Raw genomic sequence first — 23,628 nt, 5'->3', positions numbered from 1 at the left:
GAGACTGCGGTGGCATGCCATCCACTTTACAAACAAGAAATATGGGCACTGCACAATCGTGCGATGCCCCCAACGACTTCGCTGTTCCTATGAATTTTGACGTGCCTCTTTCGCCGAGTACGCGCCTTGCGGCGCCTTCCGATTCCCAGCCCGGCGCAGGGCACGCACAACCTTCTGCCTCGCTTGCACGCAGCAAGCGCCCCGGTGCTGCCGTGCTGTGCGCGCTGGCACTGGCCGCCAGCCTGGCCGCCTGCTCCAGGCAGGATGCAGCGCCCGCCGCCGCAGCCAAGGCTGCGCCCGAGGTGGGCGTGGTCACGCTGCAAAAGCAGAGCCAGCAGCTGGAGGCCACGCTGCCGGGCCGCACACGCGCCTCGCTGACCGCCGAGGTGAGGCCCCAGGTCTCGGGCATCGTGCAAAAGCGCTTGTTCACCGAAGGCGCCCTGGTGCGCCAGGGCCAGCAGCTCTACCAGATCGACGCGGCCTCGCTGCGCGCCACCGAGGCCAGCGCCCAGGCGGCCCTGGCCAAGGCCGAGGCCAGCGCCCGCACGCTGGAGGCCACGTCGCGGCGCAATGCCGAGCTGGTCAAGATCGATGCCATCAGCCAGCAGGCGTTTGAAGAAAGCCAGGCCGCCGCAGCCCAGTCGCGCTCGGACGTGGCCGTGGCCAAGGCCAATCTGGAGACCGCGCGCATCAACCTCAAGTACAGCCGCATCGAGGCGCCCATCAGCGGGCGCATCAGCCTGTCCACGGTGACGCCGGGCGCGCTGGTGACGGCCAACCAGACGGAGGCGCTGACCTCCATCGTGCAGCTGGACCCCATGTATGTGGACTTCACCCAGTCCACCAGCGAGCTGCTGCAGCTCAAGCGCGACTGGGATGCCGGGCGCTTCCAGAAGGTGGAGGGCGACAAGGTCGCCGTGCGTATCCGCCTGGACGATGGCACGGAATACGGCCACCAGGGCAAGCTGCAGTTTGCAGGCGTGATCGTCAATGCCACCACGGGCAGCGTCACGCTGCGCGCCGTGGTGCCCAACCCGCAGGGCCTGCTCATGCCCGGCATGTATGTGCAGGCGCTGCTGCCCACGGGCCTGGCGCCCGAGGCGCTGCTGGTGCCCCAGCAGTCGGTGACGCGCGACCTGACCGGCAAGGCCAGCGTGCTGGTGGCCAAGGCCGACGACGTGATCGAGCGCAGGCCCGTGAACATCGACCGCGCCGTGGGCAATATGTGGCTGCTGCAGGACGGCCTGTCGGCCGGCGAGCGCGTGGTGGTCGATGGCTTCCAGCGCATCAAGCCCGGCGACAAGGTGCGTGCCGTGGAGGTGGACCTGCGCGCCAAGGCCCAGGCCCGCAAGGGCAAGCCCGCTGATGGCCCGGCAGCGGCGGCCGCGCCTGGCGCTGCCGACAAGGCTTCCGCGGCCGCTGAACCTGCTCCTGCACCCGCAGCGGCTCCGGCCCCTGCGGCCCGGTAAGCCGCAGGAACCCGTCACATGGCTCAGTTCTTCATCAACCGGCCCATCTTCGCGTGGGTCATCGCCATCGTCATCATGCTGGGCGGCGCGCTGTCCATCTTCACGCTGCCGCTGGAGCAATACCCCGACATCGCGCCGCCGCGCGTGACCATCGGCGCGCAGTACACGGGCGCCTCGGCCGAGACGGTCGAGAACTCGGTGACCCAGATCATCGAGCAGCAGCTCAAGGGCATCGACAACATGCTCTACATGAGCTCCACGTCCGACGCCTCGGGCCGCGCGCGCACCACGCTGACCTTTGCGCCGGGCACCAACATCGACGTGGCCCAGGTGCAGGTGCAAAACAAGCTGCAGTCCGCCGTGAACCGCCTGCCCGACGCCGTCAAGAGCCGGGGCGTGTTCGTGAACAAGGGCGGCCAGGACTTCCTGGTCACCTACAGCTTCTTCTCCAAGGACCCGGCCATGACCGCGGTCGATATCGGCGACTACCTCACCAGCAACCTGGTCGACGTGATCGGCCGGCTGGACGGCGTGGGCGATGTCAACGTCTTCGGCACCAACTATGCGATGCGCATCTGGATGGACCCGGCCAAGATGGAGAAGTACGCGCTGATGCCGTCGGACCTGGTCAATGCGCTGAACTCGCAGAACGCCCAGGTCTCGGCCGGCCAGCTGGGCGCGCTGCCCGCCGTCGCGGACCAGCAGCTGAACGCCACCATCACGGCGCGCACCAAGCTCAAGACGGTGGAGCAGTTCGAGGACATCGTCCTGAAGTCGTCCGTGGACGGCTCGGTGGTGCTCATGAAGGACGTGGCCCGCGTGGAGCTGGGCGCCGACAACCTGACCATCAAGGCCAAGCTCAACGGCCTGCCGGGCGCGGGCATGGGCATCGTGCTGGCCGATGGTGCCAACGCCATGAACGTGGCCGACACCATCGCCGCCAAGCTGGCCGAGCTCAAGCCCTTCTTTCCCAACGAGATCGACTACTTCGTCAGCTCGGACTCCACGCCCTTCGTGCGCGCCTCCATCAAGGAAGTGGTCAGCGCGCTGGGGGAGGCCATGATCCTCGTGGTCATCGTGATGTTCATCTTCCTGCAGAACTTCCGCGCCACGATGATCCCCGCCATCGCCGTGCCCGTGGTGCTGCTGGGCACCTTCGGCGTGCTGTCGCTGGCCGGGTACTCGATCAATACGCTGACCATGTTCGCCATGGTGCTGGCCATCGGCCTGCTGGTGGACGATGCCATCGTCGTGGTGGAGAACGTCGAGCGCGTGATGCACGAGACGGGCATGTCGCCCAAGCAGGCCACGCGCCAGTCCATGCGCGAGATCACGCCAGCCCTGGTGGGCATCGGCGTGACGCTGTCGGCCGTGTTCGTGCCCATGGCCTTCTTCGGCGGCTCCACGGGCGTGATCTACCGGCAGTTCTCCATCACCATCGTCGCGGCCATGGCGCTGTCGGTGTTCGTGGCGCTGACGCTCACGCCGGCGCTGTGCGCCACGCTGCTCAAGCCGCCCGCAGCGGGCGGGGCAGGGCATGACCGCCCGATCCGCAGCGGCATCCTGGGGGTGAACGACCGGTTCTTCCGCTGGTTCAACCACCATTTCGACGCCACGGCCGCGCGCTACCAGGGCACGGTGGCGTACTCGCTGCGCCGCGCCAAGCGCATGATGCTGATCTTCCTGGCCGTCTGCGGCGTGGTCTGGCTGCTGATGGCGCGCCTGCCCACGTCCTTCCTGCCCGACGAGGACCAGGGCTTTGTCTTCGTCAACATCAACCTGCCCTCGGGCGCGGCCGACACGCGGCTGCAGGGCGTGCTCGACGAGGTGCGCGACTACTTTGCCAGGCAGCCCGACGTGCTGAGCTTCTACCAGGTCTCTGGCCTGAACGGCGACCAGGCCTCGGCACGCGCCTTCGTGCGGCTGAAGACCTGGGAGGAGCGCCCGCTGCCGGGCCAGTCGGCCTCCGAGATCGCGCACCGGGCGACCCGGGAGCTGGCCTCCATCCGCGATGCGCGCGTGCTGGTCATGCTGCCGCCGGCCGTGCGCGGCCTGGGCTCCAGCTCGGGCTTCAACTTCATGATCAAGGACATGAACGGCCTGGGCCACCAGGCGCTGCTGCAGGCCAAGGAAAAATTCCTGACCGAGGCCCGCAAGCGCCCCGAGCTCACCAATCTGCGCATGACCAACCTGGAGGACGCCAGCGAGCTGCGCCTGGACATCGACGACCGCAAGGCCGCCGCGCTCGGCCTGTCGTACACCGACATCAACAGCGTGCTGTCCAGCGCCATGGGCGGCACCTATGTCAACGACTTCCTGAACAACGAGCGCGTCAAGCGCGTCTACATCCAGGGCGATGCGCCGCACCGCATGCTGCCCCAGGACATCGCCAAATGGACGGTGCGCAACGGCAAGGGCGAGATGGTGCCGTTCAGCGCCTTCTCCAGCAGCTATTGGGCCTACGGTTCGCCCCAGCTCATGCGCTACAACGGCAACCCGGCCTACGAAATGGAAGGCCGCGCCGCGCCGGGCGTCAGCTCGGGCACGGCCATGCAGATCGTCGAGGACATCCTGCGCACGCTGCCGGCCGGCATAGGCTACGAGTGGACGGGGGCCTCGCTGCAGGAGCGCCAGTCGGGCGCGCAGGCGCCGCTGCTGTACGCCATCTCCATCCTCTTCGTGTTCCTGTGCCTGGCGGCGCTGTACGAGAGCTGGACCGTGCCGCTGTCCGTGATGCTGGCCGTGCCGCTGGGCGTGGTGGGCGCGCTGGCCGCCACCTATACGCGCGGGCTGACCAATGACGTGTACTTCCAGGTGGGCCTGCTGACCACGGTGGGCCTGGCATCCAAGAACGCCATCCTGATCGTGGAATTTGCCGTGCAGCTGCAGGAGCAGGGCAAGAGCATCTTCGACGCCGTGGTCTCGGCCGTGCGCCTGCGCCTGCGGCCCATTTTGATGACCTCGCTGGCCTTCGGCTTCGGCGTCATTCCGCTGGCCATCGGCACGGGTGCCGGCGCGGGCGGGCGCAATGCCATCGGCACGGCCGTGCTCGGCGGCATGCTGGCCTCCACGGTGCTGGGCATCTTCCTGGTGCCGGTGTTCTTCCTGCTGATCCGCAGCTGGTTCAAGAGCCACTCGCGCACGGATGAAGAAAGCCCGCAGCAGGCAACCGACTCACCCCATACCACCAAGGAGAGCGCAGCATGAGGCGCCGAATGCACCGTTCCACCCTCGCCGCTGCGGCCGCGCTGGCGGCCCTGCTGTCCGGCTGCAATCTTGCGCCGCAGCACCGCACGCCGGACATGCCCGTGCCCGACACGGTGGGCAGCACCGCAGCCAATCCGGCACAGGCCGACGAGGCCAGCCTGCAGGCGGCCGCCGCGCTGGACTGGGTGCAGTCCCGGCAGCTGCGCGAGGTCATTGCGCTGGCCCTGGCCAACAACCGCGACCTGCGCGTGGCCGTGGAGAACATCGAGCGCGCGCGTGCCCAGTACGGCATCACGCGCGCCGACCTGCTGCCCAGCGTCAACGCCCAGGCCCAGGCCAGCCGTGCGCGCACGGCCGCCGGCATGACCAGCGCCACGCAGGCGGCATCGGTCAGCACCCAGTACACGGCCCAGCTGGGCTTTGCCAGCTACGAGATCGACCTCTGGGGCCGCGTGCGCAACCTCAGCGAGGCCGCGCTGCAGCAGTTCCTGCAAAGCGAGCAGAACCGGCGCAATGTGCAGATCGGCCTGGTGGCCGACGTGGCCAACGCCTGGCTCACGCTGGCCGCCGACCAGGCCCGCCTGCAGCTGGCACGCGACACCCTGGCCAGCCGCGAGAAGGCCTACGAACTGACGCGGCGCATGCATGAGATAGGTTCGACCTCGGGCCTGGTGCTGGCCCAGAACCAGACCACGGTGGACACGGCGCGCGGCGACGTGGCCAGCTTCACCTCCCAGGTGGAGCGTGACCGCAACGCCCTGCAGTTGCTGGTGGGCGGTCCGCTGCCCGACAGCCTGCTGCCCGGCGCCGCCACGCTGCGCGCCGGCGCCCAGCCTGCGGCGGCGCTGCAGCCCGTGCCTGCACCGCTGCCCTCCAGCGTGCTGCTGGTGCGCCCCGATATCCAGGCCGCCGAGAACAACCTGCGCGCCATGGAGGCCAACATCGGCGCCGCCCGCGCAGCCATGTTCCCCACCATCAGCCTCACGGCCAGCGTGGGATCGGGCAGCCGCGAGCTCGATGGCCTCTTTGGCGGCAGCAGCAGCACCTGGAGCTTCATCCCCCTGGTGCGCCTGCCCATCTTCGACGGTGGCCGCAACCGTGCGGGCGTGCAGGTGGCCGAGGCCAACCAGCGCATCGCCATCGCCCAGTACGAGAAGGCCGTGCAGACGGCCTTCCGCGAGACCGCCGACGTGCTGGCCGACCGCGCGCAGTGGGACGAGCGCCTGGCCGCCCAGACCAGCATGGTCGCGGCCACGCAGAAGGCCTTCGACCTGTCCGAGGCACGCTTCAAGGCCGGCGTGGACAACTACCTCACCGTGCTGGATGCGCAGCGCAGCCTCTACACGGCCCAGCAGACCCTGATCGGCCTGCGCCTGTCCGAGCAGCTCAACCGCGTCACGCTGTGGAAGGTGCTGGGCGGCGAGCAGGTGCAGGCGCCGTCCGCCTCTGAGCCGGCGAATTCCTGAGCGCGGGCGGTGTATTCTGCGGGCCCGCAGAACTTGCCGCCCGACCACGATGAGCCCCTTTGCCAACACCCCCGAGCCGCCTTACTACGCCGTCATCTTCTCGTCGCGCAGAACGCCGGACGACGATGATGGCTACGGCCTCATGGCCCAGCGCATGGTGGACCTGGCCGCGCAGCAGCAGGGTTTCCTGGGTGCGGAAAGCACGCGCGGCGAGGACGGTTTCGGCATCACCGTGTCCTACTGGTCCACGGCCGAATCCATCGCGCGCTGGAAGCAGGATGCCGAGCACCTGGTCGCCCAGCAACTGGGCAAGGACGCCTGGTACGAGCACTATGAATTGCGCGTGGCCCGCGTGGAGCGCGCCTACGGCAAGCGCTGAACCCGGGCCGCCTCCGCCTGGACCACGGCCTCGGCCAGCAGCGCGATGGAGCGCGGCGCGCAGCCCTCTGCATCGTTGCTCACCGTCACGAAGGCGGGCAGCCCGCGGCTGGTGATGCCATCGATGGTCTTGGCGAGGATGGCGCGCGTGTGCGCATCGGGCGTGCGGATCTCGTCGAAGGGGTCGTGCTTCTTTTGCGCATCGGGATAGCCGTAGGCACCGAACTCGCGGTTCAGGTTCCAGCGGCAGACCAGCGGGGTGGGCCACAGCCCGCGCAGAAAAACCAGTTGCTCCTCGATGGGGGGCATCTTGCCGTGCAGTCCCAGGCAGAAGGTGGCGCCACTGGCGCGCAGGGTATCTGCCAACTGCGGCGTCAGCAGCTCCGGGTCGCGCACCTCCACCGCCACGATGATCTGCGCGCCCAGCGGATGGGCGGCCAGCGCCGCGCGCACCGCCTCCAGCATGGCCTGCAGCCGCGCCAGCAGTTCGGTGGGGCGGCTGAGCAGGCCCCAGGTCATCGGGCTGAGCTGGAACACCAGCACGCCCAGCCGCTCGCCCAGCCCTTCGAGCGTGGGCTCGACGAAGCTGGTGACGGCCAGATCGGGTTGAAGGAACACCGGGTTCAGCGACATGCCCTTGCCGTCCTCGTCACGCACCTGCGCGTCGGTAACCACGGATGGGCACTTGACCACGAAGCGGAAATCGGCCGGCACCTGGCCCGCGAAGGCCAGGTACTGGCTGGCCGTCAACGGCCTCCAGAAGCTGCGGTCCACGCAGACCGTTCGCATCAACGGATGCCGGCCATAGGCCTCCAGTCCCTTCTTGGCCAGCACGCTTTTGTCATAGGCGCCATCCCAGATCAAACCTTCCCAGCCCGGGTAGGACCAGGTGGAGACCCCCATGCGCAGGCCCTGCGCAAGCTGGTCCGCCAGCGCCTGCCATTGCAGGGCCTGGGGCGCCAGCTGCACGGCGCCGGCGGCCTTGCGCGGTGCCGGTGTGCGGCCGGCAGGCGCGGGCGGCGGGGCAGGGGCCGATGGTGGGGGAGAACCGAACAGATCGTCTTGCATTCGAAGCTGGTGATTGTGGCAGAGGGTGCCTGCCTGCCGCAGGGCCCCGGCAAAAGCAGGCAGTGGATTGATTTTGCAAGCCCTTGAATTCATTGGCCTGCAAGAAATGCTTGCATTTGCGGGTCGGCCGTGAGCGGCCCGGCCCGAATCGCGTGTGGCACACTTGGCCGCTTTTCCGGATTCCACGCCACGGGGCGCCTCTCGAATGCAAAAAATCATTGCCCAAATCGCCGCAGAACTGAATGTCAAGCCGCAGCAGGTGGGTGCCGCGGTCGAATTGCTTGATGGCGGAGCCACGGTTCCGTTCGTCGCGCGCTACCGCAAGGAAGTCACGGGCGGACTGGACGACGCGCAGCTGCGCCAGCTCGACGAACGCCTGGGCTACCTGCGCGAGCTGGAGGACCGCCGGGGCGCGGTGCTCAAGGCCATCGACGAGCAGGGCAAGCTGACCGACGCGCTGCGCCTGGCCATTGCCAATGCGCCCACCAAGCAGGAGCTGGAGGACATCTACCTGCCCTTCAAGCAAAAGCGCCGCACCAAGGGACAGATCGCCAAGGAATTCGGCATCGAGCCGCTGGCCGACAAGCTGTTTGCAGACCCCACGCTGGACCCGCACAAGGAGGCCGAGGCCTTCTGCAAGCCGGCCACCACCCTGGACGACGGCAAGCCGGGCCCCGATTTCTCGACCACGTTGGCCGTGCTCGATGGTGTGCGCGACATCCTGTCCGAGCGCTGGGCCGAAGACCCGGCCCTGGTGCAGAAGCTGCGCGAATGGCTGTGGGAAGACGGCCTGCTGCGCTCCAAGAAGGTCGAATCCAAGAACGAGAACGACCCCGAGGTCGCCAAGTTCCGCGACTATTTCGAATACGACGAGCCCATTGGCCGCGTGCCTTCGCACCGCGCGCTGGCGGTGTTCCGCGGCCGCGCGCTGGAAATCCTCGAGGCCAAGCTGGTCCAGCCCGTGGAGCCAGAGCCCGGCCAGCCCAGCCTGGCCGAAGGCAAGATCGCCCTGCACCTGGGCTGGAGCCACGCCAAGCGCGCCAGCGACGACCTGATCCGCAAGTGCGTGGCCTGGACCTGGCGCGTCAAGCTCAGCCTGTCCACCGAGCGCGACCTGTTCTCGCGCCTGCGCGAAGACGCCGAGAAGGTGGCCATCAAGGTCTTTGGCGACAACCTGCGCGACCTGCTGCTGGCCGCCCCTGCGGGGCAGCGCGCCGTCATCGGCCTGGACCCGGGCATCCGCACGGGCGTCAAGGTGGCCGTGGTGGACAGCACGGGCAAGCTGGTGGACACCACCACCATCTACCCGCACGAGCCGCGCCGCGACTGGGACGGCTCCCTGGCCGTGCTGGCCCGCCTGGTCGAAAAGCACCAGATCAACCTGATCGCCATCGGCAACGGCACGGCCAGCCGCGAGACCGACAAGCTGGCCGCCGACCTGATCAAGATCGCCAGCAAGGCCGACCGCCAGATCGAGAAGGTCGTGGTCAGCGAGGCTGGCGCTTCTGTGTATTCCGCCAGCGAGTTCGCCTCGCAGGAAATGCCCGACGTGGACGTGAGCCTGCGCGGTGCCGCCAGCATTGCGCGCCGCCTGCAGGACCCGCTGGCCGAGCTGGTCAAGATCGACCCCAAGAGCATTGGCGTGGGCCAGTACCAGCACGACGTGAACCAGAGCGAGCTGGCGCGCCAGCTCGACGCCGTGGTCGAGGACTGCGTGAACTCCGTGGGCGTGGACCTGAACACGGCCTCGGCGCCGCTGCTGTCGCGCGTCTCGGGCCTGTCGGGCAGCGTGGCCAAGTCGGTGGTGCGCTGGCGCGATGCCAACGGCTCCTTCAGGAGCCGCAAGCAGCTGATGGACGTGGCCGGCCTGGGCGCCAAGACCTTCGAGCAGGCGGCGGGCTTTCTGCGCATCCGCGGCGGCGACAATCCGCTGGACATGACGGGCGTGCACCCGGAAACCTACCCGGTGGTCGAACGCATCATTGCCACCACGGGCAAGAGCGTGGACCAGCTCATGGGCCGCTCCGAAGTGCTCAAGGGCCTGAAGGCCGAGCAGTTCGTGAGCGAGCAGTTCGGTGCCATCACCGTCAAGGACATCCTGGGCGAGCTGGAAAAGCCCGGCCGCGATCCGCGTCCGGACTTCGTCGTGGCCCGTTTCAATGACGGCGTGGAGGACATCAAGGACCTCAAGGAAGGCATGACGCTGGAGGGCACGGTCAGCAACGTGGCCCAGTTCGGCGCCTTCGTGGACCTGGGCGTGCACCAGGACGGCCTGGTCCACGTCAGCCAGATGAGCCACAAGTTCGTCGAGGACGCGCGCGAGGTGGTCAAGACCGGCCAGATCGTCAAGGTCAAGGTGCTGGAGGTCGATGTGGCGCGCAAGCGCATCAGCCTGACCATGAAGCTGGATGCGGCACCGGCGCGCCGCGACGGCCCCCGTGACAACCGCTTCGAGAGCGCAGGCCGCAGCAGCCAGGGCGGGCAGCGCCGTGCGCCCGAGCCGGTGCAGCAATCGGCCATGGCCTCGGCCTTCGCCAAGCTGCAGACCCGCAAGTAGTCCCGCGCACGGCAAGGCAGGAAACGCGATGGCTGCGCATGCACTGGACCTGCAGACGCTGTTGGCACAGGCCCTGGCCCTGCCGGCGCAGCCGCGCATCGTGGCCTTGCTGCTGCGCGAGCTGGTGCCCGAGCAGCCCAGCCTGCGCCGGCTGAGCCAGCTCTTCGCAGCCGATCCTGCGCTGGCCGCCGGGCTGCTGGCCCAGGCCAACGGCCCGGTGTTCGGTATGGCGGGACGTGTCACCGGCATTCCCGAGGCGCTGGCCCTGCTGGCGCCCGCGCAGCTGCGCCAGATCGTGCGGGGCATACCGCTGGGCGTGGGCGCCCATGCCGTGCCGGGCATGGCCATGCCGGCCTTCTGGCGCTACAGCGTGGAAGCCGCCCGCGTGGCGCGCGCGCTGGCCGGCACCGTGCAGGCCAGCCCCACGGCGGCCTATGCCGCAGGGCTGATGCATGGCCTGGGGGAGCTGGCCATGCACATGATCGACCCCGGCCGCGCCGCCACCATCACCGAACTGGTCGGCCCGCTGGACCCGCGTCGCGCCGAGCTGGAAATGCGGCTGTGCGGCTACACATACAGCCATGTCAGTGCGGGCCTGGCCCGCCGCTGGAACCTTCCGCCGCTGCTGGCCGATGCGCTGCAGCACCTGTACGCGCCGCTGGCCCAGCCGGGCTTCGATCCGCTGGCCTGCGTGCTGCACATCGCTGCCTGGCGCGCTCGCTCGCGCGAGGCGCAGTGGGACGAGCGTGCCCTGGCCGTGAGCTTTCCCGGCGAAGTGGGCGTGGCCCTGGGCCTGGACATCGACATGGTCCTGCGCCAGGACCCGGTGGACTGGATGGCCGACACCGGCCTGGACGTGGTGCTGTAGCGCCTCGCTCCTGCCTCAGTGCCTGTGCCAGGGCGCCGGCACCATGTCGAACAGCGGCGTGGGATCGCGCCGGTAGGGCGCGGGGCTGACGGGCGCCATGGGCTGCATGGTCATGGGGTCTATGCGCGCCAGCTGCTGCATCCATCCGATGTCCACGCCGCCGCCCGGTGCGGGGCGCGAGTAGATCAGCTCCAGCATGCGACGCGATGCCACATGGCCGTGGGATGCGGCCTGCTGGTACAGGCGCAGCGCCTCGGTGTAGTTGGCCGGCACGCCGTCGCCGCGGTGGTAGCGCTGCGCCTGCTCCCATTGCTGCTGGGCCGTGACGGGCTGGCGCACCTGGATGTCCTGCTCGCTGGGCGCTCCACTCAGCTGCGGCGTGCGCTGCATGGCCTGCGGTCCCTGCGCTGCAGGCGTGGAGCTGCCCTGCGCCGACACCAGCTGGCCTGCGGGCCGCAGGCGCTCGCCCAGCATCTGTGCATTGGTCGCGGCGCTGGATGAGCGCGCCGCTGCCGCGCGGAACTGGCGCAGCGCTGCCTCGGGCTCGTCCTGCGCGAGCAGGGCCAGGCCCCATTCCATTTGGGCGCCAGGGCTGCCCGAACGTGCTGCGCGCTGCAGCAGTTCCTGGTCGGGCGTGCCTGCCACGGCCAAGGCCTCGCCCACGGGCTCGGCCGTGGACAGCGGCGCCAGGCGCCGGGCCAGCAGCCATTCCAGGTACTGGGCGCGGGCCGGGTCGGTCTTGGCCAGCTGGGCGATCCAGGGTCTTGCGGCCGGTGGGTCGGGCGGCTGGCCGCAGCCGTCCATGGCGCACCAGGCCAGTCCTGCGCTGGCCAGCGGATGGCCGGCGCGCTGCGCGCGCTCGAACCATTGCCTGGCCTGCGGCCCGTCCTGCGCCATGGCAATGCCATGCAGTGCCAGCAGGCCCATCACCCATTGCGCCTCGCGCTGCGTGGCCAGGCTCACGCCCTTGCCTTCGGCGCGGCTGCGCAGCTGGGACAGGGCCCGTTGCTGGGCGGTGTCGGAGGTGGATGAGATATTGCTGGTGCCGGGCTGTGCGCTGAACAGGCCGGTGGTTGCCACCCGGATGGGGGCCACCGGCGTGAAGCGTGCGGCAGCCTGCACATGCGCCGGCATGGCGGGCGTCACGCCGGGCGGCAGGACCAGCAGGCCCGCCAGCACGAGCCTGACGGACAACCGCAGCGCAGTTGCGAGCCGCTGCGCACGGGCGGCGCACAGCGGTTCGTGGGCGTGGGACGGCATGGCGTGTGCCTCCGGTGGGTTCGTGGACGGGGCGGTTGTCAGGCGCATCAGCGCTTGGCCTGGGCCGGAACCACTTGCCAGAAGCGGGCCATGCCTGTGTACTGGTCGGCGCCCAGTCCGCTAGCCATGGCCTGGTTGACATCCTCCAGTGTGCGCATGCCCGGGATGGCGATGAAGGCCTTGTTCTGCAGCAGTTGGGGCAGCTTGTCGCTCATGTTCTGCTCGGTGGCAAAGCAGGCCACGCCTTCCTTGCCTGCCGGGCCGGCATTGATCACATAGCCGGGGTTGGGGCTCATCCAGTCGGGCAGGCGCACGGACTGGGCGGCCGTGATCCAGCCCGAGCGGTTCACATCGTTGGGCAAGAGCCTTACCACCTCGCCGTCGGCACCCGCCATGAAGCACGACAGATAAGAGGCGCGCGACACGGTGGCGGACAGGAACAGTTGCTCACCCGTCTCGAAGGAGGTGCGCGTGGGCGTGATGTTCTCCAGCCACAGGTCCAGCTTGCGGTCGGGCGCGGGGGCGCCGTAGCGGTAGTCGCCCGTGGCCACGGCCACGTTCTCGGCGGCGGTGGTGACCGGTGCCGCGCTCTTGGTGTTCCAGCCGATGCGCGTCATGTGTCCATCGGCGCTGACGGCCACGAAGTCTCGCAGTGCGCGCTCGTAGGTGCTGAAGTCCACCACGCCATTGACCACCATGCCGCTGTCGGCCTGGAAGCGCCCTATGGCCTCGCGCCACTGCGGGTTGCCTGCGGTGAAGGCCGGTGCGTCGGGAGGCAGATAGCCCTTGCTGATCAGCGACTGGCGCACCAGCTCCTGGTGGATGCCGGCCCCGCCCTCCTCATACCAATCGCGCAGCTGGCGCTGGAAGTCGGGATGGGTCTGGTCCAGCGTCAGGCACTGCCAGTAGGGCAGGCGTGACCATTTGCCCAGCAGTTCGATCATGCCCAGCTCGACCAGCGTGCGCACGGCCGGGCCCGAGCCCTGGGCATAGTCGCGGCCCACGCTGAACTGCACGCCGTAGGAGCCGATGCGGCCGGCCAGATCCAGACCCTGGCTGCCGTTGCCGATGACGACTTCGTTGGCCGAATCCAGGCCTGGAATGATGGTGCGCGTGCGGAAGTCGCCCAGGTGCAGCTCCATGCCCAGCACGGCGCCGCTGCGGTTGGCGCTGTAGCCGGTTTCCAGGCGCGAGGCGCTGGTGCCTATGTCCACGTTGTTGCGCAGCACGTTCTGGTCCATGAAGGACACGGCGCCCGACACATACAGGGCCGGGCGCTGCAGCTGGATCTGGTTGTTGTTGAGCAAGATGGTGGTGAGGTTCTGCACCGTGTCCTGGCGGGCGATGTCCACCTCATAGTCCACGTAGCGGAAGGCGCTGCTGACGCGCGACATCTGGGACAGGGCGGTGACCACCATCTCCTTGGCGGCCACGGCCACGCGGCCCGTGTAGTCGGGCAACTGCTTGCTGGTGATCAGCACCGTGGGCATGTGACTGTTGCGGAACATCCTGTCCATGCACATCAGCGAATCGGAGAAGCTCGATATGGAGCGCACCGGCCGCACCACCGGGCGGTCGGCTGCATAGACTTTTTCCAGGTATTTGGAATCCTTGCGCGCATCCAGCGGCGCGCAACCCGACAGCAGCACGATGGAGGCTGAAACGGCGCTGGCGACAACACGCATGCAGCCCTGTCTGCCAGACCATCGCTGGCGCCAAGCCCCTCGGTAGTCCGCGTGGCCGCTGTCTGCCGGCCGGGGCGCGGCATCGTGGCGGGGAAGTCCTGGCGATGGGAGGCTGTTGCGCATGATGGACCTCTGCTGGAAAACGGCGAGCCAGGGCACAGGCGCGCACAGGCGCCGGCGCCGGAAATATGGGACGAGAGTGGCGGGGCGGCCCACAGCCCGATGGCTGGCCGCCGGCCGCGCTATCGGCAGACGTTGACCAGATCACCCTTGAGAACCACGATCTGGTCCTTGGTGGTCTGTGGCCCGTAGCGATTGAATGCGCTTGCGTTGGTATTGCTGGCAATGTCCTGCGTGCAGGTGCGCTTCATGCCGGCACTGCTCATCGTGGTGGTGGTCACCACGTCGGCATCTGTGGCGACGCCCGGAGCATTGTTCATCGACATGGCTTCATAGCGCGCTATCTTGGCCTTGATGTTGATGGGTATGTCGGTCACGGTTTCCAGCCCCGTCGATGTCGTGGGCTTGGCCGTCGGCAGCCTCAGATAGTCCACGGGCTTGTTCAGTACCACCGGGTCTTCGCCCGGAGCGGCTGCGTGGATGGAGGACGCTCCGAGGGCGAGCCAGGCCAACAGGGCAGCCGAGCAGAGAATGGCGGCGTTATGCATGGTGGGCTCTCCTGGTGCGGAGGGCTGGGTCGGTGCCGGGAAGGCTATGCCGGTTGGCTGGGGGCCGTCCGGCAGTTGCCTTCACCCGGCAGCCAGGCTCAGCGATTGTTGTAGCAGGTCACGCAGCCGTTGTTGCTGGAGATGTTCTGCACTGCGGTGGAGCCGTTGCCGGCATAGTTGACGATGCCAGAGTTCTTGGCCGCCACGACCTGAATCGACAGGTCATTCACGTCGACTTCGCCGTAGTTGGAGGCGAGGTTGTTGACGGCCACGGCGCCCCAGCCATTGGCGACGTTCATGATGCCGGTTCCCGAGGCTGCCACGATCTGCAGAGAGCTGCCGCCGTTGTCGATGGACACATTGCCCGCATTGCTGGCCAGATTCTGGGAGGCCTTGCCGCCACCCGTTGCCATGTTCAGCACCCCGCTTCTGTTCAGCACCGTGACCTGGACGCTGGGTCCGTCGATTTCGATCTTGGAGCTGCTGCTGTAGCGGTTGTCTTGATCTGCCATGGCGGCGGTTGCGATCAGGCACAGGGAAAGAATTGCAAGCGATTTCATGATGGCTCCTTGGAAGGATCGGACTATCAGGAAGAGGTGTGTAAGCACCCGTTTTTCAGACACTTTGCGGAGGTTTCCGGCCTTGTCTCCCTGGACCCCAGCTCGTTGTCTGGACTCCAATGTGCTTGGGGTGCCCCTGCCGTTCCATCTCTTGTACGGGGTAGCCGTGAGCGCTGAGCCACCTGGCGGGTACTTACCCGTCCAAACCTTTGGCTGGCGGGCTGCATCGCGTTAAAGCAGCGGCATGGGGAGGTGAATGGAGTTGGGTAGTTTCAAGGTGTAACGACAGAAAATTTGCAGTTGCAGCTTCGCTTCAGGCCGTTGATCCGGCGGGCATGGGGCCATCCAGACAACCTGGTGTATCGAATTGCATACGCTCGGTGCAGGCGCAGGAGGAAGGCGTTGGACCGGCGGCTGTCATGGGCCCGGATCCAGGGGAGGATGGCGGGCATCCGCAAGGGCATGGCCTGCCAGGCCCGACAGGCCTGCCGGTCAGGTGATCAAGAAAGTACGGACCCGGCTTCTCACACAAATGTGTTAATTTGCAAGCTACGCAATCTTTCACAAACTTCGTCAAAGATTGTGGATATCGGTGGCGATTTCTCTTAATGTGAAAGGCGCGTATGTGATCGGTTGCGTCATATACATGACGTGACATTTGAGGAGAACAGCATGAATCCATCCGACGTTCCCGCCGATGCCCGTCCCCTGATCGCCGATTCCTCGCGCGCCCAGGCCATGCTGGGCACGGGCCTGAGTTCCGCCATGTGGCCAGACTATCTGGCCGGCCAGCCCGACAAGCCCGTGCGCGTGCTGCTGGTCGATGACGATGCCCACATCCGCATGGTCATTGCCCAGGAAATCATGAACGACCCGCGCACCCTGGTCGTGGCCCAGGCCGGAAGTGTTCGAGAGGGGCGCAAGGCCATTCGCCAGCACGAGTTCGACGTGATGCTGGTCGACCTGAACCTGGGCGACGGCGAGGGCTTCGAGCTGCTGGACATGATGAAGACCGTGCGGCCCACGGCCGAGGCCGTCATCATCTCCGTGATGGAAAACGACGAGCAGGTGCTGCGCGCCTTCGAGCTGGGTGCCACGGGCTACCTCGTCAAGAACTCCTGGTTCGGCAACTACCCGCAGGCCGTGCTGCAGGTGGCCAATGGCGGCGCATCCGTCACTCCCAGCCTGGCGCGCAGGTTGCTGCAGCGCTTCGACAAGACCCAGGGCGCCGAGCCCAAGCGCCGCTCGCCCGACGAGGCGGACCGCCTGTCCACCCGCGAGCGCGAGGTGCTGCGCATGGTCGCCAGCGGCTACACCAGCGCCGAGATCGGCTCGCGCCTGATGATCAGCGCCATGACGGTCAACACGCACATCAAGAACATCTACCGCAAGCTGCAGGTGCGCACACGCGCCCAGGCGGTGCGCTTTGCATCGCTGCGCGGCCTGTTCTGATTGGCTGGCGGCGCAGGGGCCCGTGCGGACCGCCCCGCCGCCGCTTCCCACCGCATGGCCATGAAGGACTCCCTTCGCGCATTGGCAGTCTGCCTGGCACTGGGCCTGCTGCAGATGCTGGCGCTTTGCGCCTGGCTTTGGCAGCAGGGCGACCAGGCTCCGCTGTGGCTTCGCCTGTGCAGCCTGTCCCTGCTGGTCTTGACGGCCTTGCTGTGTGCGATGGGTGCCTCGCGCCTGCGCAGGCTGCTGCTGTGGCGGCGCAGGCGCAGCCCCCGGCCCTCGCGTGAGGTGCAGGCCGAGCGCCGGCGCATTGCCGCCGATCTGCACGACGGCGTGGGCGGCCTTCTGGTGAATGCCATGGCCTTGCTGGAGCCGAGCGAAACCCGGCAGCGCCAGGCGCAGGAGTTGCTGGAGCAGGCCTTGCTGGACCTGCGCCTGCTGGTGGACGCCATGGACGCCGTGGAGGACGCATTGCCCGTGCGCCTGGCGCGCCTGCGCCACCGGCTGCAGCCCGTGCTGGACCGCCGTGGCATGCAGATCCGCTGGAGCGTGGCCGATCCGCAGTCCGAGCCGGGCCTGCCCGATCTGCCCGATCTTCCTCGAGGCCAGTCGTCCCAGCACCTGCTTGCCATCACCCAGGAGGCCGTGAGCAATGTGCTGCAGCACGCACAGGCCAGCACGCTGTGGCTGGTGCTGCAGCCCCTGGAGCCGGGTATTGCGCGGGCGAACGGCGCCCATCCCGGCGCGCGCCGCGAGCTGCGCTGGGAGTTGCGCGTGGAAGACGACGGCCGCGGCCTGCCGCCCCGTACACCCGATGAGGCGCAGGGCATGGGCCTGGCAGGCATGCACCGCCGTGCCCACGCCATAGGGGCTACGCTGGACCTGGCGCCGCGTGCTGGCGGCGGCACGGTGGTGCGTGTGCGCTGGTGAGCTGGTGAGCTGGCGCGCTGTGGCAGCGGCGGCGGCGGAGTTCCAGCGATTGCGGTGCCCGCTGACAGGGCCGGCCCGCAGCGCGCTGTGCAATCCCACGATGGGCGCAAGTGCGGCAGCATCCACGCACGTATCCAAGCCCTGATGCCTGTCCCCCCATGAATCCACATCCCGACCTCACACCAGCGCCTTCCAGAAAACCAGGCGCTGAGAACGCCGCAGCCGATGCGGCCGGCAACGCGGCCGCTGCCGACGCGGCTTTCGCACGCAGCGTGCGTTCGGCCCTGCCGGGCCTGGCACAGCTGGCCGACATGGTGCCTGCGCTGCGCCTGCTCACCGGCCTGCTGGTGGCCAGCATCATCATCGCGGGTCTGTATTTCGGGCAGGGACTGCTGATTCCGCTGGCCCTGGCGCTGCTGTTCGGCTTTTTGCTCGATCCTGCGGTCTCCCGGCTCAGGCGCTGGGGCCTGCCGCGCATGGCGGCGACGCTGCTGGTGGTGGTCATGGCACTGGCAACGCTGGCCGGAATGGGTACCTATCTGGGCAGCCAGGTGCAGCAGCTCAGCGCCGACCTGCCCACCTACCAGAGCACCATCCGCGACAAGCTGCGCAGCCTGCGCAGGAATGCCAACATGCCCAGCGCCTGGGACGGCGCCCTGCGCACCTATGACACGGTGGAGCGTGAGATCTCCCGCGGCGCCACCACGCCCCGCGTGCAGAAGGTGGAGATCCAGTCGCCCGAGCAAAAGCCCACGGCGCGCATGCTGCAGTGGCTGGGCCGAGTGGCCGAGCCCGTGACCACGGCCGGCATCGTGCTGCTGTTCGTGATCCTCATCCTGCTGGACCGCGATGACCTGCGCGACCGGCTGCTGCGCCTGATGGGCGGCAACCTGCATGTGGCCACCGACGCGCTGGACGAGGCCTCGCAGCGCATAGGCAAGTACCTGCGCATGCAGTTCGTGGTCAACATCACCTATGGACTGCCCATGGCGGCGGGGCTGTGGTTCATCGGCGTGCCGGGCGCCATTCTCTGGGGGGTGCTGGCGGCCATCATGCGGTTCGTTCCCTATGTGGGCGCCATGATCTCTGCCGCCTTCCCGCTGGCGCTGGCCTTTGCGGTGGATCCGGGCTGGCAGATGCTGCTGATGACGCTGGGGCTGATCATGGCGCTGGAGCTGATCAGCAACAACCTCATCGAGCCCTGGCTGTATGGCAGCAGCACGGGCCTGTCCACGCTGTCCATCATTGCGGCCGCGACCTTCTGGACGGCGCTGTGGGGGCCGATAGGGCTGATCCTGTCCACGCCGCTCACGGTCTGCCTGCTGGTGCTGGGCCGCTACATACCGGCGCTGCAGTTCATGGAGGTGCTGCTGGGCAGCTCCCCCGTGCTGGGTCCGGCCCAGCGGCTGTACCAGCGCCTGCTGGCCGACGATGTGGAAGATGCGGTCACGCTGGCGCATGAACTGGTGGACGCAAGGCTGCCGGCGCGGGCCTCGGCGGACGAACGCTCGGCCGCAGTGGCCGGCTTCTATGACGAGGTGGCGATCCCCGCGCTGCGCCTGGCCACCCAGCAGCACCTGGAGTCGGCCACGGCCGAGCACCGGCTGCGCCTGTCCAGCGGCATGGATGCCTTGGTCGAGGAGCTGCGGGAAAGCCATCCCGCGCCCGCAGACCTGTCCTCGCGGGCCCTGCGCATCCATTGCGTGGGCGCGCGCTGGGAGGTCGATGCCCTGGCAGCGGCCATGGTGGCGCACAGCGAGGCGCTGCGCGGCCACGTGGTCAGCTGCTCGGACTGGGCGCTGGCGGCCGATCCGCAATGGCGCCAGCTGGGGCAGGGCGAGGGCGGCGGCCTGCCGCAGGGCCATGCAGGCGCACAGGCCCTTGCCGAGGCGCAATTGCTGGTGCTCTCGGTCTTCAGCGCCCAGCCCCAGACCGTGGCGCGCCAGATCATGCGGCGGGTGCGCCGCCACTGGCCGCATCTGCGCGTGGTGCTGGCGCTGTGGAATGCGCCGGCCGTGGTGTCCGACCCCGAGTTCGCGCGCCGCTGCGGCGCCGCCGCCTGCGTGTCCAGCCTGCGCGAGCTGCAGTTGTGGGTGGACGCCTTGCGCCTGCCCGACGCGGCAGGCCAGGGCCTGGCCGCGCCCATTCCCGATGACGATGAGCAGCGCGTGCGCCAGCTGCGCGACAGCGGCGTGCTCGGGCCCGGCCTGCCGCCGCTGTACCACGAGGCAGCCCAGCAGGCCGCCAATGCCTTCGACGTGAAATGGGCCCAGGTCTCATGGGTCGATGCCGACCGCGTGCACACGCCCGGCAGCCTGCTGGTGGCGGACCAGGGCGACCCCGCATCGGCCGGGATGCCGCGCGGTCAGTCCATCTGCTCGTATGTGGTGCACGGCGGCGAGCCCCTGGTGGTGCACGACGCAGCGCGCGACCCCCGGTTTGCCGGCAACCCCGCACTGCAGGCCATGCGGCTGCGCTTTTACGCAGGCGTGCCGCTCAGGAACCGCCACGGTGCGGTGCTGGGCAGCTTCTGCATCATGGACGACGCACCGCGCGAGGTCTCGCCGGCAGATCTGGAGCTGCTGGCCGTCATGGCCGAGCAGCTGATGCAGACCGTGGAAGTGCGCCGCATGATGGAAAGCGGCGCAGCGCCGGCGCCGGCTCCCGCGTCTGTACCGGCGCCGCCACCGGCCCAGTCACCGGAGCAGTCACCGCCCGGCCACTGAGCCCGCTCACAGCGGCTACGGCGGCTCACAGCGAGGTGGCCAGCATCTGCTCGTAGTCGTCGGCGCTGGCCAGGCGCGGGTTGGTGCCGTGGCAATGGTCCTTGAGCGCCCCGCCGATCACGGCCGCGAACTGGGCGCGCTCCACGCCCATGGCGGCCAGGCCCGTGGGCAGGCCCAGGCGGGCGTTCATGTCGCGTATGGCTTCGGGAATGTCGCTGCCCGAGGCCAGACCCATGGCGTGGGCCATTCGCTGCAGGCGCTGTTCGGCGCGCACGCTCTCGGCCTCGGCATTGAAGCGCACCACGGCGGGCAGGAACATGGCGTTGAGCGTGCCGTGGTGCAGGCGCGGGTTCACGCCGCCCAGGCTGTGGCTGAGGCTGTGCACGCAGCCCAGACCCTTCTGGAAGGCCATGGCGCCCTGCATGCTGGCGCTCATCAGCTGGCGGCGTGCCTCGGCGTCCTGGCCATTGCGGGTGGCGCGTTCTATGTGCGCCCAGCCGCGCGTGAGGCCGTCCAGCGCAATGCCGTCGGCAGGCGGATTGAAGGCGGCTGCCATGAAGGTTTCCATGCAGTGGGCGATGGCGTCCATGCCCGTGGCGGCCGTCAGCATGGCGGGCAGGCCGTAGGTCAGTTCCGGATCGCAGATGGCGGCGCGCGGCACCAGGTGCCAGCTGTGAAAGCCCAGCTTGCGGTGGTCGTCCACGATGATGATGGCGCCGCGCGCCACCTCGCTGCCCGTGCCGCTGGTGGTGGGCACGGCAATCAGCGGTGCCACGCGCTCGGTGATGCGCGGCGAGCCGCCCTCGATGGTGGCGTAGTGCGACAGCGGCCCTTCGTGCGTGGCCGCAATCGCCACGCCCTTGGCGCAGTCGATGGCGCTGCCGCCGCCCACGGCGATCAGGCCGTCGCAGCGCTGCTCCTGGTAGATCGCAGCGGCCGCACGCACGGCGGCCTCGGTGGGGTTGGAGGGCGTCTGGTCGAACACTGCGTGCGGCATGTCGCCCAGCCCATCCAGCGCCTTTTGCAGCACGCCGGCCGCCTTGACGCCCTGGTCGGTGACGATCAGCGGCCGCGTGATGCCCACGCGCTCGCACTCCTGGCGCAACAGGCGCACGGCGCCGAAGTCAAACTGGATCTGGGTGACGTAGTTGATGAAAGCCATGGTCGGTGACTCGTTGCGGGCCGCTGCGGCCCGTGGTGTGGATCAGGGGGAGTGCGCCGAATCTAGACCGCGCGTGCTGCACTGCAAACAAAGCAAACCCTGAGAGGGCGCCTGCGCGGTCACGGGGGCGACAGCACGGGCGTGCACTGCCATCGCATGGCTGCCAGGGCCTTGTGCTCGCGGCACAATGCCTGCTGCGCGGCGCCTGCCTTGCCTTGCCAGATGGCTCCGATCGAACCTGTCCCTGAACTTGCTCCTGAACGTGCCCCAGCCCGAATCCCGCCCCCACGCCACGCCGCTGCCGGCGTCCCTGACCCACCAGATGCGCGATGTGCTGCGCCGCATGGAGCGCGCCGCACGCACGCCCATGCACCAGCTGGGCGCCGAGGGTGCGCGCGCCGCCTATGAGGCGGGCGCCGGCGTGCTCGAAATTCCCAAGCCTGTCCTGCCGCGTGTCGAGGACCTGCAGATTCCCGCGCGCGATGGCGCCTTGCTGCCCGCTCGGCTCTATTCGCCTGAGGAGCGTGCCCAGGCACCGGCCTCTGGCCTGCCCATGCTGCTGTACCTGCATGGCGGCGGCTTCACCGTGGGCAGCGTGGCCACGCACGACGTGCTGTGCCGCCAGTTGGCCCACCTCTCGGGCGCCATGGTGGTCTCGCTGGACTACCGGCGTGCGCCCGAGCACAAATTCCCCACGGCCCACAACGACGCCTGGGATGCGCTGCAATGGCTGGCTTCGCAGGGCGCCTTGCTGGGCGCCGACCCTGCACGCCTGGCCGTGGGCGGCGACAGCGCGGGCGGCACGTTGGCCGCAGCCTGCGCCATCCATGCGCGCGATGCAGGCCTGAAGCTGGCCCTGCAACTGCTGATCTACCCGGGCACGACGGCCCACCAGGACACTGACTCGCACCGCCGTTTCGCCCACGGGCTGGTCATTGACGAGCCGGCCATCACCTGGTTCTTTGCCCAGTACCTCAACAGCCCTGCCGACCGCGAGGACTGGCGCTTCGCCCCGCTGCTGGCGCCTGACGTGGACGGCGTGGCCCCGGCCTGGATAGGCCTGGCCGAATGCGACCCGCTGGTGGACGAGGGCGTGGAATACGCCGACAAGCTGCGCATGTCGGGCGTGCCCGTGGATCTGGAGATCTACCGGGGCGTGACCCATGAATTCGTCAAGATGGGCCGCGCCATTGCCGAAGCGCGCCGTGCACATGCCGACATGGCGCGCGCCTTGGCCGACGCCTTCGCGGCCTGAGAGCCAGGGCACCCAAGACACCCAAGACAACAGGAGAGAAAAACCCATGCAACGCCAAGATTTCCGCACGCTGCAACGCATCGAAGTGCGCTGGTCCGAAGTGGACGCCCAGAAGATCGTCTTCAACGCCCACTACCTGATGTACGCCGACGTGGCCGTCACCGACTACTGGCGCCAGCTGGGCATGCCCTATGAGTCATCCTTCGCGGCCCTGGGCGGCGAGCTGTTCGTCAAGAAGGCCACCACCACCTACCACGCATCGGCCACGCTGGGCGACGTGCTGCATGTGGGCATACGCTGTGCCAGGCAGGGCAATACCTCGCTGTTGTTCGAGGCCGGCATCTTCCGGGGCATGGAACTGCTCAACACCGTGGAACTGGTCTATGTGTTCGCCGATGCCACCACGCGCCAGCCGCTGCCCGTGCCGCAGCAGCTGCGCGACGTGCTCACCGCCTATGAGGCAGGCCAGAGCGTGGTGCGCGTGGCATCGGGCAGCTGGAACGACCTGGGCCGCGACGCCGAGCGCCTGCGCCTGGCCGTGTTCGTGCACGAGCAGGGCGTGCCGCGCGAGATCGAGATCGACGAGTTCGACCCCGTGGCCCGCCACGCCGTGGTCTACAACGGCCTGGGCCAGCCCATTGCCACCGGCCGCCTGGTCAGCGACAGCCCCGGCGCGGGCAGGATCGGCCGCATGGCCGTGGACCGCAGCGTGCGCGGCGGCCGCTGGGGCCGCATCGTGCTGGACAGCCTGGTGGAGGCCTCCCGCCAGCGCGGCGACCGCGAAGTCGTGCTGCACGCGCAGCGCCATGCCGAGTCGTTCTACCTGCGCGCGGGCTTCACGCCCGAGGGCGAGCCCTATGAAGAGGCCGGCATTCCTCACATCACCATGAGGAAAGTGCTCACCGCCTGAGCTGCAG

At 68.6% G+C, this 23,628-nt stretch carries 17 protein-coding genes; 11 read left to right on the top strand and 6 right to left on the bottom strand.

Annotated elements, in window-relative coordinates:
• The first annotated feature begins 89 nt into the window (after positions 1–89).
• The 4 genes from G4D77_RS02110 to G4D77_RS02095 are packed head-to-tail and all read left to right on the top strand — an operon-like array spanning position 90 to position 6,521.
• Entirely contained in the window at positions 90–1,469 is a 1,380-nt protein-coding gene (locus G4D77_RS02110; protein ID WP_047327662.1) for an efflux RND transporter periplasmic adaptor subunit, read from the top strand.
• Between the two features lie 18 nt (positions 1,470–1,487).
• A complete protein-coding gene (locus G4D77_RS02105) occupies positions 1,488–4,676 on the top strand; it encodes an efflux RND transporter permease subunit (protein WP_017407320.1) in 3,189 nt (1,062 codons plus the stop codon).
• A gap of 8 nt (positions 4,677–4,684) precedes the next feature.
• A complete protein-coding gene (locus G4D77_RS02100) occupies positions 4,685–6,142 on the top strand; it encodes an efflux transporter outer membrane subunit (RefSeq protein ID WP_017407319.1) in 1,458 nt (485 codons plus the stop codon).
• A gap of 49 nt (positions 6,143–6,191) precedes the next feature.
• Positions 6,192–6,521 carry an antibiotic biosynthesis monooxygenase family protein gene (locus G4D77_RS02095; protein ID WP_016446802.1) on the top strand — a complete coding sequence of 110 codons (330 nt, stop codon included), beginning with the start codon at positions 6,192–6,194 and terminating at the stop codon, positions 6,519–6,521.
• Here G4D77_RS02095 and G4D77_RS02090 read toward each other — a convergent pair.
• Entirely contained in the window at positions 6,506–7,588 is a 1,083-nt protein-coding gene (locus tag G4D77_RS02090; RefSeq protein WP_016452869.1) for a DUF72 domain-containing protein, read from the bottom strand. The genes G4D77_RS02095 and G4D77_RS02090 overlap by 16 nt on opposite strands.
• 205 nt (positions 7,589–7,793) lie before the next feature.
• Between G4D77_RS02090 and G4D77_RS02085 the strand changes: the two genes are divergently transcribed.
• The gene (locus tag G4D77_RS02085; protein WP_133073648.1) at positions 7,794–10,145 is read left to right on the top strand and encodes a Tex family protein; all 2,352 of its coding nucleotides are present in this window, start codon (positions 7,794–7,796) and stop codon (positions 10,143–10,145) included.
• Between the two features lie 28 nt (positions 10,146–10,173).
• On the top strand, positions 10,174–11,013 hold the full coding sequence (locus G4D77_RS02080; RefSeq protein WP_016446805.1) for an HDOD domain-containing protein: 840 nt from the start codon (positions 10,174–10,176) through the stop codon (positions 11,011–11,013).
• 15 nt (positions 11,014–11,028) lie between these two features.
• On the opposite strand, the gene G4D77_RS02075 is transcribed toward G4D77_RS02080, so the two are convergent.
• The 4 genes from G4D77_RS02075 to G4D77_RS02060 form a co-directional block, all read right to left on the bottom strand.
• Entirely contained in the window at positions 11,029–12,273 is a 1,245-nt protein-coding gene (locus tag G4D77_RS02075; RefSeq protein ID WP_154834480.1) for an SEL1-like repeat protein, read from the bottom strand.
• A 47-nt stretch (positions 12,274–12,320) separates the two neighbouring features.
• Positions 12,321–13,958, bottom strand: a complete 1,638-nt coding sequence (locus G4D77_RS02070; protein ID WP_016446807.1) for a DUF4384 domain-containing protein — start codon at positions 13,956–13,958, stop codon at positions 12,321–12,323.
• A 242-nt stretch (positions 13,959–14,200) separates the two neighbouring features.
• Positions 14,201–14,626, bottom strand: coding sequence for a hypothetical protein (locus G4D77_RS02065; protein ID WP_016446808.1), 426 nt, complete (start codon positions 14,624–14,626; stop codon positions 14,201–14,203).
• Between the two features lie 98 nt (positions 14,627–14,724).
• On the bottom strand, positions 14,725–15,186 hold the full coding sequence (locus G4D77_RS02060; RefSeq protein WP_016446809.1) for a hypothetical protein: 462 nt from the start codon (positions 15,184–15,186) through the stop codon (positions 14,725–14,727).
• Positions 15,187–15,858: 672 nt separating this feature from the next.
• Here G4D77_RS02060 and G4D77_RS02055 point away from each other — a divergent pair.
• The 3 genes from G4D77_RS02055 to G4D77_RS02045 all read left to right on the top strand — a co-directional run bounded on the left by G4D77_RS02055 (position 15,859) and on the right by G4D77_RS02045 (position 20,294).
• Positions 15,859–16,638: a LuxR C-terminal-related transcriptional regulator gene (locus G4D77_RS02055; protein WP_016446810.1), complete on the top strand. Its 780-nt coding sequence runs from the start codon at positions 15,859–15,861 to the stop codon at positions 16,636–16,638.
• Positions 16,639–16,698: 60 nt separating this feature from the next.
• On the top strand, positions 16,699–17,568 hold the full coding sequence (locus G4D77_RS02050; RefSeq protein ID WP_227740768.1) for a sensor histidine kinase: 870 nt from the start codon (positions 16,699–16,701) through the stop codon (positions 17,566–17,568).
• 158 nt (positions 17,569–17,726) lie between these two features.
• Positions 17,727–20,294: an AI-2E family transporter gene (locus G4D77_RS02045; protein ID WP_154834479.1), complete on the top strand. Its 2,568-nt coding sequence runs from the start codon at positions 17,727–17,729 to the stop codon at positions 20,292–20,294.
• A gap of 25 nt (positions 20,295–20,319) precedes the next feature.
• Here the strand turns inward: G4D77_RS02045 and gbd are convergent, their stop codons facing one another.
• Positions 20,320–21,456 carry a 4-hydroxybutyrate dehydrogenase gene (gene gbd, locus G4D77_RS02040; protein WP_016446813.1) on the bottom strand — a complete coding sequence of 379 codons (1,137 nt, stop codon included), beginning with the start codon at positions 21,454–21,456 and terminating at the stop codon, positions 20,320–20,322.
• 250 nt (positions 21,457–21,706) lie between these two features.
• On the opposite strand from gbd, the gene G4D77_RS02035 reads away from it, so the two are divergent.
• Positions 21,707–22,711 (top strand): alpha/beta hydrolase, encoded by a 1,005-nt coding sequence (locus G4D77_RS02035; RefSeq protein ID WP_250134255.1) that lies wholly within the window; start codon positions 21,707–21,709, stop codon positions 22,709–22,711.
• A gap of 46 nt (positions 22,712–22,757) precedes the next feature.
• Positions 22,758–23,621, top strand: coding sequence for a YbgC/FadM family acyl-CoA thioesterase (locus G4D77_RS02030; RefSeq protein ID WP_013802704.1), 864 nt, complete (start codon positions 22,758–22,760; stop codon positions 23,619–23,621).
• Positions 23,622–23,628 lie beyond the last annotated feature (7 nt).

It is taken from the genome of Delftia sp. WY8, from assembly GCF_018437695.1.
Classification (GTDB): domain Bacteria; phylum Pseudomonadota; class Gammaproteobacteria; order Burkholderiales; family Burkholderiaceae_C; genus Comamonas; species Comamonas tsuruhatensis.
Note: the sequence above shows the minus strand (reverse complement) of the source record. Positions and strands in the feature narration are given on the sequence as shown.